The organism is Bacillus sp. BD48, from assembly GCF_046566805.1.
GTDB lineage: Bacteria > Bacillota > Bacilli > Bacillales > Bacillaceae > Bacillus > Bacillus safensis.
This window is the reverse complement of record NZ_JANGFM010000005.1, coordinates 57,494-72,259: the sequence shown is the minus strand read 5'-3', so window position 1 is coordinate 72,259 and position 14,766 is coordinate 57,494. Positions and strand designations below refer to the sequence as shown.

12 protein-coding genes and 1 other annotated feature are annotated in these 14,766 nt (G+C 43.1%); of the genes, 10 read left to right on the top strand and 2 right to left on the bottom strand.

Annotated elements, in window-relative coordinates; genetic code table 11:
* Position 1: 1 nt before the first annotated feature.
* Complete coding sequence (spoVB, locus tag ACLGGR_RS14775) at positions 2 to 1,552, bottom strand: stage V sporulation protein B (RefSeq protein WP_142945538.1); 1,551 nt, start codon at positions 1,550 to 1,552, stop codon at positions 2 to 4.
* Between the two features lie 116 nt (positions 1,553 to 1,668).
* On the opposite strand from spoVB, the gene ACLGGR_RS14770 reads away from it, so the two are divergent.
* From ACLGGR_RS14770 to dtd, 8 genes are all read left to right on the top strand, one after another.
* On the top strand, positions 1,669 to 1,965 hold the full coding sequence (locus ACLGGR_RS14770) for a post-transcriptional regulator (RefSeq protein ID WP_003216788.1): 297 nt from the start codon (positions 1,669 to 1,671) through the stop codon (positions 1,963 to 1,965).
* A 41-nt stretch (positions 1,966 to 2,006) separates the two neighbouring features.
* Positions 2,007 to 4,235, top strand: coding sequence for a protein translocase subunit SecDF (gene secDF / locus ACLGGR_RS14765; RefSeq protein ID WP_142945537.1), 2,229 nt, complete (start codon positions 2,007 to 2,009; stop codon positions 4,233 to 4,235).
* A 186-nt stretch (positions 4,236 to 4,421) separates the two neighbouring features.
* Entirely contained in the window at positions 4,422 to 4,910 is a 489-nt protein-coding gene (locus ACLGGR_RS14760) for a cation:proton antiporter regulatory subunit (RefSeq protein WP_041115109.1), read from the top strand.
* A 101-nt stretch (positions 4,911 to 5,011) separates the two neighbouring features.
* A complete protein-coding gene (locus ACLGGR_RS14755; protein ID WP_041115111.1) occupies positions 5,012 to 5,362 on the top strand; it encodes a LapA family protein in 351 nt (116 codons plus the stop codon).
* Positions 5,363 to 5,443: 81 nt separating this feature from the next.
* On the top strand, positions 5,444 to 7,768 hold the full coding sequence (gene recJ / locus ACLGGR_RS14750; protein WP_410973355.1) for a single-stranded-DNA-specific exonuclease RecJ: 2,325 nt from the start codon (positions 5,444 to 5,446) through the stop codon (positions 7,766 to 7,768).
* Positions 7,769 to 7,791: 23 nt separating this feature from the next.
* Positions 7,792 to 8,304, top strand: coding sequence for an adenine phosphoribosyltransferase (locus ACLGGR_RS14745; RefSeq protein WP_034279900.1), 513 nt, complete (start codon positions 7,792 to 7,794; stop codon positions 8,302 to 8,304).
* A 142-nt stretch (positions 8,305 to 8,446) separates the two neighbouring features.
* Positions 8,447 to 10,657, top strand: coding sequence for a RelA/SpoT family protein (locus tag ACLGGR_RS14740; protein ID WP_034279902.1), 2,211 nt, complete (start codon positions 8,447 to 8,449; stop codon positions 10,655 to 10,657).
* Between the two features lie 18 nt (positions 10,658 to 10,675).
* Positions 10,676 to 11,119, top strand: coding sequence for a D-aminoacyl-tRNA deacylase (gene dtd, locus ACLGGR_RS14735; RefSeq protein WP_410973354.1), 444 nt, complete (start codon positions 10,676 to 10,678; stop codon positions 11,117 to 11,119).
* Between the two features lie 97 nt (positions 11,120 to 11,216).
* Here the strand turns inward: dtd and ACLGGR_RS14730 are convergent, their stop codons facing one another.
* Positions 11,217 to 12,797 carry an N-acetylmuramoyl-L-alanine amidase family protein gene (locus ACLGGR_RS14730; RefSeq protein ID WP_410973353.1) on the bottom strand — a complete coding sequence of 527 codons (1,581 nt, stop codon included), beginning with the start codon at positions 12,795 to 12,797 and terminating at the stop codon, positions 11,217 to 11,219.
* A 137-nt stretch (positions 12,798 to 12,934) separates the two neighbouring features.
* On the opposite strand from ACLGGR_RS14730, the gene ACLGGR_RS14725 reads away from it, so the two are divergent.
* Both ACLGGR_RS14725 and hisS read left to right on the top strand, forming a co-directional pair.
* Positions 12,935 to 13,105, top strand: coding sequence for a YrzK family protein (locus ACLGGR_RS14725; protein WP_003216250.1), 171 nt, complete (start codon positions 12,935 to 12,937; stop codon positions 13,103 to 13,105).
* Between the two features lie 58 nt (positions 13,106 to 13,163).
* Positions 13,164 to 13,402, top strand: a binding site (T-box leader).
* 73 nt (positions 13,403 to 13,475) lie between these two features.
* The gene (hisS, locus tag ACLGGR_RS14720; protein ID WP_095409177.1) at positions 13,476 to 14,750 is read left to right on the top strand and encodes a histidine--tRNA ligase; all 1,275 of its coding nucleotides are present in this window, start codon (positions 13,476 to 13,478) and stop codon (positions 14,748 to 14,750) included.
* The last annotated feature ends 16 nt before the right edge of the window (positions 14,751 to 14,766 follow it).

Sequence of the window (14,766 nt, the reverse complement as noted above, 5' to 3'; positions counted from 1 at the left end):
GCTAAAACAGCTTCCCAATGAACGGGATGCGGCGCAGCTCTTCTCGTTTTACTAGGCCAAGGCAGATTAGTAGAATGACATACAGCGTGCACGTAACAAAGATGAGTGTCACAAGTTCAAGAGGAGCAGAAAAGAGTCCGTTTACTTGAGACTTCAGCCAAAGGCTGACAGCTCCCGTACCGATAATCACAAGGACGCATATCCCATATTCCTTTAAAGGTAAATGAATAGGCAGCACTTTTCCAACAGTTGCCGCATGGAGCAGCGTGACAAGGATGATGCCGATTAATATCGCAAGTGCTGCGCCCATAATGCCAAAGCCAGGCTGGGAAGCAAGGACAAAAATCATCCCTGTTTTGACAATTGCACCTATCAGGCTGTTGGTCATCGCCGCACCAGCTAAATTAAGTGCTTGAAGCACGGCTTGAAGGGGTCCTTGAAAATAATATAGAAGGAAAAATGGCGCCATGAATTTCACATAAATGGCCGCGTGCGATGAACCATACATAAAGAGCGTTAAATCTTCTGCGTAAACGAAAAGAATAATACATGAAATGCCTCCGCTGAGTAAACAAAGGCGCATCGCCTGCTTCAGACGGTATTCGACCGTTTTACGTTTGTTCTGCTCCATTCCTTCGCTGATCGCCGGAACTAACGCAGTGGAGAGTGAATACGTAATAAAACTAGGCAGTGTCAAAAGGGTCAGGGCAAGACCAGTCAACTCCCCGTACTGCCTTGTCGCCTCTACAGCCGCATAACCAGCAATGGCAAGACTTTGCGCGACAACAATCGGCTCTAAAAACCACGAAATATTTCCGATAAAACGGCTGCCTGTTGTTGGCAGAGCAATGCTCATCAGCTGCTTAAATGTGTCCTTCCCGTCATGAATCGCCTTAAAAAATCGTTTTCGAATACGAATGGTTTTTTTATAGCGGAAGGCGATCAGTAAGTAAGCAAGTGAAATCATCTCTCCAATCACAGATGAAATCATCGCACCTGCTGCCGCAAATTCAATCCCATAAGGAAGGAAAGCCGTTGTACATACCGCCACTAGTGAAATTCTTGCGACCTGTTCCAGAACTTGAGACATCGCAAGCGGGCTCATTTGCTGTCTGCCCTGGAAATAGCCTCTTAACACACTGGAAATGGCGATGACTGGTACGACGGGTGTAATGGCAAGCAGTGGATAGACCGTTCTAGGATCAGTCAGCATATTTTCTGCCATGATGGGCGCAAACCATAAAAAAAGCGGCGTGAATATCAGGCTGAGTGTTCCTGTTATCGCAAGGGACATGACCAGAATACGTTTTGTTTTCTGTTTGTCACCCCGGGCTTCTGCTTCAGCAACAAGCTTACTAATAGCGACAGGCAGTCCGAATTGTGTAAGCGTTACGGCGAGAAAAAAGGTAGGTGCAGCCATCATATAAAGCCCGACCCCTTCTTCGCCAATGAATCTCGCAATGACAATTCGATTGACAAAACCCAATATTCTCGTGATAAAACCTGCTAAAATTAAAATGATGGTCCCCTTTAAAAACGTTTGCTTCGTCAAATCACAGATCACCTGCCTTCTCAAACGACATAGAATCATATACAATAAGATATGCGTGTATATCGTCCAAGCATGACAAGTCTCTCGATAAAAAACTGAAAAGGGGGAGCTACGCAATGACACAACACCCAGCTGCAATATACAAAGACCATTTAAAGCCTTTTCTGTTCAGTAAGCTTGAAGAATTCATCGTTTTGGGCTATAAAGATGTAGATTTAGAGGAATTATGGTCATACTTAGAGAATAAGAAGTGGAAGAAAAAACAAGAGTATCCGATTCATGAAATGGTTGCAGATATTTTATCTGTGAAAATAGGCGAATTTATGAACTATGCAACCGTTCAGTCGTTTAAAACGTCTGCTTTTTTGGACAGTGAAGATGGCAAGAATATGCTTGATGAACTGTTAAAATAAGCCATCTTAATGGATTCAGGTGTTTAAGGAGGAAATACATAATGAAAAAAGGGCGCATTCTTGCGTTTTTCTTAGTGGTTCTGTTAATCGGAACTGGCGTGGGCTTACTGACAAAGCCTGTTGCGAAAGATATGACGCTAGGGCTGGATTTACAGGGTGGATTTGAAGTCCTGTATGATGTACATCCAGTGAAAAAAGAGGACAAGATCACAAATAGTGTTCTCGTTAGTACAGTGGAAGCTCTTAACCGAAGAGCAAACGTGCTAGGGGTAAGTGAGCCGAATATCTCGATTGAAGGCAATAATCGTATCCGTGTGCAGCTTGCGGGGGTAAAAGATCAAAACAGAGCTAGGGAAATCCTTTCCACTGAAGCACAGCTATCCTTTAGAGATACGAATGATAAAGAACTCCTTAACGGGGCTGACCTAGTCGAAAACAGTGCAAAACAAACATTCAGTCAAACGAATGAGCCAATTGTGACGGTTAAACTAAAGGATGCGAAAAAATTTGGTGACGTCACAAGAAAAGTAGCGGCGATGGCGCCGAATAACCAGCTTGTCATTTGGCTTGATTATCACAAAGGAGATTCCTTCAAAAAAGAAGTCTCAAAATCAAATCACAAGTATGTATCTGCACCAAATGTGAATCAAGAGATTAACAGCAGTGACGTACAAATTGAAGGAAAGTTTACTGTCCAAGAGGCAAAAGACCTTGCAAGTATTTTAAATGCCGGGGCATTGCCAGTGAAATTAACAGAAAAATATTCCACATCTGTGAGTGCACAGTTTGGTGAACAAGCACTGAACGAAACAGTGTTCGCAGGAATTGTAGGAATCGCATTTATCTTCTTATTCATGCTGCTTTATTACCGATTACCTGGTCTTATAGCTGTCATCACACTCTCAGCTTATATCTACATTACGCTGCAAGTGTTTGACTGGATGGGCGCGGTCATGACACTGCCTGGAATTGCCGCACTTATTCTAGGGGTAGGGATGGCTGTTGATGCCAACATTATTACTTATGAGCGGATCAAAGAAGAGCTGAAGCTCGGCAAATCTGTCCGTTCTGCTTTCAGATCAGGGAACCGCAGATCATTTGCGACCATCTTTGATGCAAACTTAACAAGTATTATTGCCGGCGGAGTGCTGTTCTTCTTCGGAACAAGCTCTGTAAAAGGATTTGCAACGATGCTCATCCTCTCAATTTTAACAAGCTTTATCACAGCTGTTTTCCTATCAAGATTCCTTCTTGGACTGCTTGTAGAAAGCCGCGCGCTCGACCGCAAAAAAGGCTGGTTTGGTGTCCGCAAAAAAGACATCATGAATATCCACGAAACAACAGAAAATACCGAACCGAAAACGCCATTTGATAAATGGGATTTCGTCAGCAAACGTAAAGGCTTTATGATTTTCTCAATAGCTGTTACCATTGCGGGAATCATCGTCCTTTCGATCTTCAAACTCAATGCTGGTATTGACTTTGCTAGTGGAACGAGAATTGATGTTCAAAGCGATCACAAGCTGACAACTGCACAAGTAGAGCAAGACTTTAAAAAGCTTGGTCTTGAAGCAGACAGTGTTGTGCTGTCGGGGCAACAAGAAAATCAGGCAGCTATTCGATTTGTCGGGGTGCCGAACAAAGAAAAAATCGCTGAAGTGAAGGATTACTTCAATGATAAATACGGCACTGAGCCGAACGTAAGTACAGTATCACCGACTGTCGGAAAAGAACTTGCCCGTAATGCGCTATATGCCGTCATCATTGCTTCCATCGGGATCATTTTATATGTATCCGTCCGTTTTGAGTATAAGATGGCGATTGCGGCGATTGTCTCACTGCTATACGATGCATTCTTTATTGTCGCCTTCTTTAGTATTACGCGCTTAGAGGTGGATGTCACCTTCATTGCCGCGATCCTCACGGTCATTGGGTACTCGATCAACGACACGATCGTTACCTTCGACAGGGTTCGTGAGCAAATGAAGAAACGCAAACCGAAAACCATTGAAGATCTATCGTATATTGTGAACTTAAGCTTACAGCAAACCTTTACGCGATCTGTCAACACGGTGCTGACTGTACTTGTCGTTGTTGTCGCACTGCTTATCTTCGGATCAGCGTCGATTACAAACTTCTCCATCGCCTTACTTGTCGGCTTATTAACAGGGGTCTACTCATCCCTTTATATCGCGGCACAAATTTGGCTGATGTGGAAAGGCCGTGAGCTGAAAAAACCAGCTAAGATCGATACAGATCAAGATATTTAATCTAGAAAGACTGCCTTCTTGGCAGTCTTTTTCTATCGGTTTTTCTGAAAATAAGAAGATTTGAAAAAACATTTCGGGTTTCATTGATCTTGAAATGGTCTTTTGCTATAATGACATACGTTTAGATCAGTATAGAAAGCAAGTGTCTGTTTAAGGCATTTGGCTTTATTCATTGGAGGGGCTGTTATGAAGGTTCGGGAAACTGAACTGCCAGGTATCGGTCATAAAGCCGAAATGATCACAAGAAACAATGAGAAGCTTGCCATCATTACACATGATGACGGCAGAAGAGAAATGTATCATTTTCAGGAGGACGACCACGAAGAAACGATTTCTGGCATCCTGCTAAACGATGAAGAAGCAAGACAAATCGCGGCTATTTTAGGCGGCATGGTCTATAAGCCGAAAGCGCTTGAAACCGTAGAGGTAGCGATTGATGAACTGGTGATTGAATGGTTTAAAATCGAAAAGAATGCACCAGCTGTTCAAAGAAGCATCGGTGACCTCAATGTTCGCCAAAACTATCAAGTAACAGTCATCGCTATTGTGAGAAAATCACATGAGAAAATTTTAAATCCAGGACCAGATACCATCATCGAAGAAGGGGATACCCTTGTCATTTCTGGAGAAAGAAAAGAATTAAAGAACCTGATTAAAGAAAAACTCAGCAGCTGATGATGCCCATGCTGATAGGTTTTCTTCCACTGCTTTCTTTCTGTGTTTAAAAAAGGCAGTGAAAAGGGAAGAATAAAAGAAAAAGCTTGGGGGATATGTAGATGAACAAACAACAATGGACCATCATACTCGCATTTATTTTCGTATTAATTGTCTCAGTATTTGCCGTGATTAATGTACGGCCTGTTGAGGTAGATTACTTATTTGGAACGGCTGAATGGCCGCTGATCCTTGTCATTATTGGTTCTGTTTTAATGGGCGGACTGATTGTGGCATTTGCAGGGATCTTCCAAATTGTGAAACTGAAACGTGAACTAAAAGCTTTAAAAGCTGAGCGTGCAGCTGCTGCACCTGCTGCTTCGACGAAAAAGGCAGACAAAGATCTTCAAAAGAAAACGCATGTCACGCCTTTAAAAGAACAGCCAGCAACATTTGACCGGAAGGAAAAATAATCTTCCAGCACAATTTCATAAAATAAAAATTGAAACCCCTCAGGCCACTCTAGTATAATAGTGTGGTTGAGGGGTGAATTTATGTTATTATCCAAAATGCGCTGGGAATATGAACATCCAAGCGAAGAAAAAGTGAAATCACTCTCTGAAAATCTGAATATTTCAGCGCTGACTGCATCGCTTCTCGTAAAAAGAGGATTTGAAGAAGTAGAAGAGGCGAGGTCTTTTTTATTTGATCAAAAAGCCGAATTTCATGATCCATTTCTATTAAAAGGAATGAAAGAAGCAGTAGAGCGCATCAACAAAGCGATCGAAGAGCAGGAATCGATTGTGATCTTCGGAGACTATGATGCAGATGGTGTGACAAGTACGTCTGTACTTTTACATACATTAAAAGAGCGGTCTGCGATAGTAGACTTTTATATTCCAGATCGATTTAAAGAAGGCTATGGGCCTAATGAACAGGCATTTCGATATATCAAGGAGCAAGGAGCATCGCTTGTCATCACGGTCGATACAGGCATTGCAGCTGTAAATGAAGCACGTATTGCAAAAGAAATAGGATTAGACCTGATCATTACAGATCACCATGAACCAAGTGAGGAGCTGCCTGAGGCACTTGCCATTGTCCATCCTAAGCAGCCGGGCTGTGAGTATCCTTTTAAAGAACTTGCTGGTGTAGGTGTCGCGTTTAAAGTGGCGCATGCACTGCTTGGGAAGCTGCCAGTTCAGCTGTTAGATCTTGCAGCAATCGGGACAATTGCGGACCTTGTACCGCTTCATGATGAGAATAGGTGGCTCGCCAAAAAAGGCCTTGTGCAGCTTCGACAGTCGAATAGACCGGGGCTGAAAGCGTTATTGAAGGAAGCGGGAGCCACTCTAGAAGAAGCGAGCGAGGAAACGATCGGCTTTCAAATTGCGCCAAGGCTGAATGCTGTAGGGCGAATTGAACAGGCTGATCCTGCCGTTCATCTTCTTATGACTGAGGATAAGGATGAAGCAGAAGAGCTCGCTCGTTTTGTACAGGAACTGAATAAAGAACGTCAAAAGATTGTCAGTACGATCACAGAAGAAGCCATTCAAATGGTGGAAGAGACGCCTGATGACCAGTCTGCGATCGTTGTAGCGAAAGCTGGCTGGAATCCGGGCGTTGTCGGAATTGTTGCCTCTAAATTGACGGATACTTTTTCTCGTCCGGCGATTGTGCTTGGAATAGACGAAGAGACGCAAATGGCAAAAGGATCAGCCCGGAGTATTCCTGGCTTCGATCTATTTTTCCATCTAAGCAAATGCCGCGACATCCTGCCGCATTTCGGCGGGCACCCGATGGCAGCAGGGATGACACTTCGAGCGGATGATGTCGCTTTACTAAGGGAAAGATTAAATCAATATGCAAATGAAACATTGACGGAAGAAGATTTTATTCCAATTCAGCGGGTCGATGCCGTGTGCAAGGTAGACGAATTGACGGTTGAAGCGATTGAAGAAGCGGGGATGCTGTCACCATTCGGTATGTCAAACCCAAAACCGTTCATTATGATTGAAGATGCGAAGCTTGAAGATATCCGAACGATTGGGGCAAATCACAACCATATTAAAATGTCTCTGAAAGACGAAGACAAGCTGCTTGACTGTGTCGGTTTTCACCAAGGGAAATTAAAAGAAGAAATTGTTCCAGGAAGCCGCATTTCCGTGATTGGAGAAATGTCCGTCAATGAATGGAATAACCGGAAGAAGCCCCAGCTGATGCTAAAAGATGCACGAGTTGATGAATGGCAGCTGTTTGATCTGCGCGGAAAAAAGGATTGGGAGAAGAAAGTTTCGACGCTTGATTCAGAAAAATCTTTGGTTGTCTGTTTTGATGAAGCAACAAAACAGGACGTCGATATCCCCATTCATCATGTTCATGCAGAAAATGTATCAACGTTTGATGTACAGGGCAAATATGTGGTCTTTGCGGATGTTCCCGCAGATGAGCAATTGCTGAAGCAGCTTTTAGAAAATCAAAAGCCTGCCAGAATTTATACGGTTTTTCAAAGAAAAGAAGATCATTTTATGTCCTCTTTCCCGAGCCGTGACCAATTCAAATGGTTTTATGGGTTCTTGTTTAAACGGGGAAGTTTTCCTATCAAAGAACAAGGAATGGACCTTGCCAAACATAGAGGCTGGACAAAAGATACAATCATTTTTATGACAAAGGTGTTTTTTGAACTCGGTTTTGTTAAAATAGAGAATGGTGTGCTGTCAATAGTACTTGATGCCCCTAAAAAAGATTTAACGGCATCAGCATCCTATACAGCAAAACAACGATTGATGGAACTCGATCAAACACTAACATATTCCTCAGCTAAAGAGCTGAAGGAATGGCTGAATAGCATGATGAGCGAAGTCTCACCTGTGCTTTGACGTACGAGGAGGAAAAGGAAAAGATGGATTTAAAACAATATGTGACAGTTGTACCTGACTACCCAAAGGAAGGTGTACAATTTAAAGATATTACAACGTTAATGGATAAAGGCGAAGTGTACCGTTATGCAACGGATCAAATCGTTGATTACGCGAAGGAAAGAGACATTGATCTCATTGTTGGACCTGAAGCGCGTGGATTCATTATTGGCTGCCCTGTAGCATACGCACTTGGTGTAGGTTTTGCACCGGTTCGTAAAGAAGGAAAGCTTCCTCGTGAAGTCGTTAAAGTCGATTACGGCTTGGAATATGGTAAAGATGTATTAACGATTCATAAAGATGCGATTCGTCCTGGTCAGCGTGTCCTGATTACAGATGACTTACTTGCGACTGGTGGAACAATTGAAGCGTCCATTAAGCTTGTAGAGGAATTAGGCGGCGTTGTGGCAGGGATTGCATTTTTGATTGAACTGACGTATCTGGACGGCAGAAAGAAGCTTGACGGCTACGACATCATGACGTTAATGCAATACTAATGGAGTTTTTCGTAAAAAGCACTCAGTAAGAAGGGTGCTTTTTTCCTATCAAAAATCTTTTAGCGGACTTCTTCTCTTTACATCTATCGAATTTTTCTTGATAATAAACTACAATACAGTTTTCATTTAAAAAGGTGATTCCATGGCGAACGAACAAGTTTTAACGGCGCAGCAGGTCATTGACAAGGCAAGAGAATACCTGTCCGCTGAACATATTCAATTTATAGAGCGAGCATATGAATATGCTGAAAATGCACACAAGGAGCAATACCGGAAATCTGGTGAGCCCTATATTATCCATCCAATTCAAGTGGCGGGCATTCTTGTTGATCTTGAAATGGACCCATCAACCATTGCAGGCGGTTTCCTGCACGATGTAGTTGAGGATACAGATGTGACATTACAGGATTTAAAAGAGCATTTTAACGAGGAAGTAGCAATGCTTGTTGATGGTGTCACAAAGCTCGGGAAGATTAAATATAAATCACAAGAAGAACAGCAGGCCGAAAACCATCGAAAAATGTTTGTTGCAATGGCGCAGGATATCCGCGTGATCTTGATTAAGCTGGCAGACCGTCTTCATAATATGAGAACGCTCAAACATCTTCCGCAGGAAAAGCAGCGGAGAATTTCAAATGAAACACTTGAAATCTTTGCACCGCTTGCGCACAGATTAGGGATTTCAAAGATTAAGTGGGAGCTTGAAGATACAGCACTCCGCTATTTAAATCCGCAGCAATATTACCGGATTGTGAATCTGATGAAGCGCAAACGAGCGGAACGTGAGGAATACTTGGACGAGGTCGTCAATGAAGTGAAAGACCGCGTGTCTGAGGTAAACATCAAGGCCGAATTTTCCGGCAGACCAAAACATATTTATAGTATTTATCGCAAAATGGTCTTGCAAAATAAGCAGTTTAATGAAATTTATGATCTGCTTGCCGTTCGTATTTTGGTCGACAGCATTAAAGACTGTTATGCTGTGCTCGGGATTATCCATACGTGCTGGAAGCCGATGCCAGGCAGGTTTAAGGATTATATTGCGATGCCAAAGCCGAACATGTACCAGTCTCTTCATACAACGGTGATTGGACCAAAAGGCGATCCGCTTGAAGTTCAGATCCGTACAGTGGAAATGCATGAAATTGCAGAATACGGAATTGCGGCACACTGGGCATACAAAGAAGGCAAAGAGTCAGCAGAATCAACAGAAGAAGCAGTCTTCCAAAAGAAGCTCTCTTGGTTTAGAGAAATTCTTGAGTTCCAAAATGAATCCACAGATGCAGAAGAATTTATGGAGTCGTTAAAGATCGATCTCTTCTCTGATATGGTGTTTGTGTTTACACCAAAAGGAGACGTCATTGAACTGCCGTCGGGCTCAGTTCCGATTGATTTCTCTTACCGGATTCACTCGGAAATTGGGAATAAAACGATCGGTGCCAAGGTCAATGGCAAGATGGTCACACTCGATCACAAACTAAAAACAGGTGACATTATTGAAATTCTGACATCAAAGCACAGCTACGGGCCAAGTCAGGATTGGGTCAAGCTTGCCCAAACCTCCCAAGCGAAGCACAAGATCAGACAGTTTTTCAAAAAACAGCGCCGTGAAGAAAATGTCGAAAAAGGCCGAGAGCTCGTGGAAAAAGAAATCAAAAACCTTGAGTTTGACGTCAAAGACATTCTGACAGCAGAAAACCTGCAAAAAGTGGCTGACAAATTTAACTTTTCAAACGAAGAGGACATGTATGCAGCAGTTGGATATAACGGCATTACTGCACTACAGGTCGCCAATCGTTTAACGGAAAAAGAAAGAAAACAAAGAGATCAAGAAGAGCAAGAGAAAACTGTTCAAGAAGTGACGGTGGAACCGAAGACGTATCACGGGAAAAAACGGGAAGCTGGCGTAAGGGTCAAAGGAATTGATAACCTGCTTGTCCGCTTATCTAAGTGCTGTAATCCTGTTCCTGGCGATAGCATTGTCGGTTTTATTACGAAGGGCCGAGGCGTATCTGTTCACCGCGACGACTGTCCGAACGTGAAGACAGGAGAAGCGCAGGAGCGGTTAATTCCGGTCGAGTGGGAGCATGAGCAGCCTGCTCAAAACCGTAAAGAATACAATGTGGAAATTGAAATATTAGGATATGATAGACGCGGATTACTTAACGAGGTGCTTCAAGCAGTCAACGAAACCAAAACGAACATCTCCTCTGTTTCTGGGAAGTCTGATCGTAACAAAGTGGCGACGATCCATATGGCGATCTTTATCCAAAATATTAATCATTTGCACAAAGTGGTCGAACGCATTAAACAAATCAAAGACATTTACTCTGTTCGCCGATTCATGAATTAGAAAGGAAGTATATCGTCTATGAGGCTTGTTGTGCAGCGTGTGACAAATGCATCTGTGAAGGTAGAAGAAGAGGTCACAGGTGCCATCAACGAAGGATATATGGTGCTTGTTGGTGTCACACACGAAGATACTGAAGAAGATGTGCTTTATTTAGCTGAGAAGCTTGCACATTTACGTATTTTTGAAGATGAAAATGGGAAAATGAATCGTTCCTTATTGGACATAAAAGGGAGCGTTCTGTCTGTATCACAATTTACCCTTTATGGTGACACGAGAAAGGGCAGACGGCCGAATTTTATGAAAGCCGCCAAGCCGGATGCAGCCAACTCGCTTTATGAATGTTTCAATAAAACCCTTAGAGAAAAAGGCATTCATGTAGAAACTGGCCGTTTTGGCGCGATGATGGACGTGTCATTGACCAATTCAGGACCAGTCACGATCTTGATGGACAGCAAAGAATAGATTCTCTTTAGACTGTAGATGAACTCATGCGGGAGTTTGTTTAGAGTCTTTTTCTTTTGCAGATAAACAAAAAAGAGGCGCAGTGGCCTCTTTCTTTTTAACGGAAATATTGTTTTAATCCTTCAGTCATTCCTTCTGTGACTCGTTCTTGGTAAGAGGCGCTATAAATGATCGCTTCCTCCTGAGGATTGCTTAAGTACCCGAGTTCATATAAAAGGGAAGGGCGTTTGTTTTCTCTTAAAACAAAGTAATCTCCGAATTTGACACCCTTATCAGGGATTTGAGAGCGTTTGGCGACTTCGGAATGAACGCTTGACGCTAATTGCTGATCTTTTGCTGCTTGATAATAATACGCAGTACTTCCTCTAACACTTTGATCCATAAAACTATCATAATGAAGACTAATAAATGCATCTGCATTTCGGTAATGAGATGTTGCCACCCTTGATTGAAGGCTGATAAAGGTATCATCACTTCTTGTTAAATAAACATTTGCACCAGAAGCCCTTAATTTGCCTGCCAGTAAATTGGCGGTTTTGATGGTGATGTTCTTTTCAAAAGCACCGTCTGCGCCAATTGTGCCGCTGTCTTTTCCGCCATGACCAGGATCAAGAACAATCGTTTTTCCTTTTAAAGAACCAGTTCCAGACGATGAATCCTGCTGAGGTCTTGGCGCTTCGCTGCTATTTTTCTTTGTTTGAACGACCCAGCTCGCCACATAGCCAGTCCCGCCGTTTGATAGTGTCACCTCGTACCAGTCGCCTTGCGTCCGAACGATTTGATAGGCAGCTCCTTTGGTTGCTCTTTCTGCAATCCCAGCAGAGGTAGAAGCGCTTTTTCGAATGTTGGTGCCGTCATAGACAATGTACGCTTTTTGCTCAGAAGCCGAAGAGGATGAACTCTTTTCAGGTGCAGAGCCTGCTCCTTTGTCTGTGACAATGTAATAGCTTGCAACCCAGCCTTTTACGCCTTTCCCCTCAATTTCATACCAGCCGTTCTGCTCTCGCAAAATGGTGATCTGTGTGTTGCGGGCAAGTGAAGCGACGACTTGTGCATTTGGTGCAGCCGATTGCCTTACATTCAAGCTCGATACGCCAACTGTGCCTGTCTGGTTAGAGCGAGAGGACTCGCCGGAGCTTGATTGAGAAGTTTTCTGCCCCCCTGAAACATAATCAGAGTGAACCCAGCCTTCTGCTTGTTTATACGAAATTTTCGTCCATTCGCCGCTTGTCTCGAGTTTTTTAGCGGAAGCGCCTTGCGGGAAAGTACCAATCACTTGATAGGAAGTCCCAGGGCCTGTCCGGATGCGAAGGTCGGAAGCTGTCGATGTAATTGTACTGCCTCCAGCCGTGCTTTGGCCTTGCGCCTTTGGTTTCGCGGATTTTTGAGCGCTGGATGATGTGGTGATCAGCCATGAGACGACCCAGCCTTTTTGTCCGTTTGATAATTGGATCTGCACCCATTCTCCTTGTTCAGTGAGAATGGGATAACTTTCGCCGCGTTTTACAACAGCTGCGATTCCATAGCTTAAACCAGGGCCCGTCCTCACATTGATTTCATCAGTTGCGACCACAGCTTGATCTGTTTGTGCTGTAGCATGTGTCATAGGCAAAGAACTCGCGATGAGAACAAAACAAGTAAGCAGCATCATCATTTGATTGTGTTTTTTCAGATTCAAAACGGTGTTTTCCCCTCCCTTGTAAAACCGATGAATGTTAATTCGTTATGTAGTGGATGAATTCCTTGCAGTTTCCCTAATAAAAATGAATCAATCTGTTTATACTAAATAAAAATGTGATAAAAGGATGTACAAACATGAGATTAAGCAGAAAATTAGGACGAGTGCAATATAATGGACATCGTGATATTGACCGCTGGCAGCACGACGAAATGGATCAGCCAGGCTTCCTTGAAGAAACCGCATCTGAATACGGATGTACGTCAAAAGAAGAGCTGGAAAAGAAAAAGAGGCACGGCAAGGGTTGACAGAGTGGCAGCACCGACCTTATTATAATATAAATCAACACACTTGAAAATTTAAAATGTGGAACTGATGATAGAGAATAGTAGGGTAAATTGCGTGAGCAGAGAGGAATCGCCTTAGGCTGAAAGCGAATCCGCATGGCATTTATCACGAAAGAACACTCTGTAGGTTTCCTGCTGAACGCTCTAAAAATGAGTCAATAGGCGGAGAACGTGAATCTGCGTTAAGGATTTGAGCGGGAACATGCTTGATCATGTTCCAACTAGGGTGGCACCACGGGTATAACTCTCGTCCCTACTATACACATAGTAGAGGCGGGGGTTTTTTATATGTCCACATAAAAAATGAATGATGGTCGTAGGAGGACGAAAAATGAGTTTTAATATTCCAAGAGGCACACAGGATATTTTACCTGGAGAGTCAGAACGCTGGCAGTATGTTGAACAAATTGCGAGAGATACATGTGCAGCCTTTCAATACAAAGAAATCCGCACACCGATTTTTGAGCATACAGAGCTGTTTGCACGGGGAGTAGGCGAATCAACTGATATCGTTCAAAAAGAGATGTACACATTTGAAGATAAAAAAGGACGCAGCATCACTCTTCGTCCAGAGGGAACAGCTTCAACCGTCCGTTCTTATGTTGAAAATAAATTGTTTGCACAGCCGGCTCAACCAACAAAGCTGTATTACATCGGACCAATGTTCCGCTATGAACGTCCGCAAACAGGAAGATATCGTCAATTTTATCAATTTGGGATTGAAGCGATTGGTTCCAAAGATCCTGCCATTGATGCAGAGGTCATTTCGCTTGCGATGAGTGTGTATGAGAAAGCAGGTCTTTCTAACTTAAAACTCGTCATTAACAGCCTTGGTGACAAAGAGAGCCGTGCAGACTACCGCAAAGCACTGGTCGAGCACTTTGAGCCAAGAATTGATGAATTCTGTCATGACTGTCAAACGCGTCTACATCAAAATCCGCTGCGCATTCTTGATTGTAAAAAGGATCGTGATCACGAACTGATGGCAACAGCTCCATCCATTCAAGATTTCTTAAATGAAGAGTCGCGGACTTATTTTGAAAAGGTCAAACAATACTTATCAGATATAGGCATTGAGTATGTCGTCGATCCAAATTTAGTACGCGGTCTTGATTACTACAATCACACAGCATTTGAGATCATGAGTAATGCAGAAGGCTTTGGTGCGATCACAACATTAGCCGGCGGCGGCCGTTATGATGGGCTCGTTGAAGGAATTGGCGGTCCTGAATCACCAGGGATCGGATTTGCGATGAGTATCGAGCGTTTCTTATCTGCGATCGATGCTGAAGGAATTGAGCTTCCTCTGCAAGATGGTATTGATCTATACATTGCTGCACTTGGAGATGAAGCGAAGGATTATTCTGTTTCATTATTAAACCGTCTGAGAAAAGAAGGTATCTCAAGTGAAATGGACTATACAGGGAAGAAACTAAAAGGACAATTTAAAGCGGCTGATCGATTAAAAGCCAAATTTATTGCAGTTCTTGGTGAAGATGAGCTTGCGCAGCAAATTGTGAATGTGAAAGATACGACAACGGGTGAACAAATTGAAGTGAAGCTTGATGAGCTGATTCAAATGTTGAAGGCCCACCAGAAAGCGTAAAGAAGGAGTGGAATGT

What these genes read in the sequence shown, in the direction of transcription:
- ACLGGR_RS14770 (WP_003216788.1), top strand. Translation starts at nt 1,669, where the DNA reads ATGACACAACACCCAGCTGCAATATACAAAGACCATTTAAAGCCTTTT.
- secDF (WP_142945537.1), top strand. Translation starts at nt 2,007, where the DNA reads ATGAAAAAAGGGCGCATTCTTGCGTTTTTCTTAGTGGTTCTGTTAATC.
- ACLGGR_RS14760 (WP_041115109.1), top strand. Translation starts at nt 4,422, where the DNA reads ATGAAGGTTCGGGAAACTGAACTGCCAGGTATCGGTCATAAAGCCGAA.
- ACLGGR_RS14755 (WP_041115111.1), top strand. Translation starts at nt 5,012, where the DNA reads ATGAACAAACAACAATGGACCATCATACTCGCATTTATTTTCGTATTA.
- recJ (WP_410973355.1), top strand. Translation starts at nt 5,444, where the DNA reads ATGTTATTATCCAAAATGCGCTGGGAATATGAACATCCAAGCGAAGAA.
- ACLGGR_RS14745 (WP_034279900.1), top strand. Translation starts at nt 7,792, where the DNA reads ATGGATTTAAAACAATATGTGACAGTTGTACCTGACTACCCAAAGGAA.
- ACLGGR_RS14740 (WP_034279902.1), top strand. Translation starts at nt 8,447, where the DNA reads ATGGCGAACGAACAAGTTTTAACGGCGCAGCAGGTCATTGACAAGGCA.
- dtd (WP_410973354.1), top strand. Translation starts at nt 10,676, where the DNA reads ATGAGGCTTGTTGTGCAGCGTGTGACAAATGCATCTGTGAAGGTAGAA.
- ACLGGR_RS14725 (WP_003216250.1), top strand. Translation starts at nt 12,935, where the DNA reads ATGAGATTAAGCAGAAAATTAGGACGAGTGCAATATAATGGACATCGT.
- hisS (WP_095409177.1), top strand. Translation starts at nt 13,476, where the DNA reads ATGAGTTTTAATATTCCAAGAGGCACACAGGATATTTTACCTGGAGAG.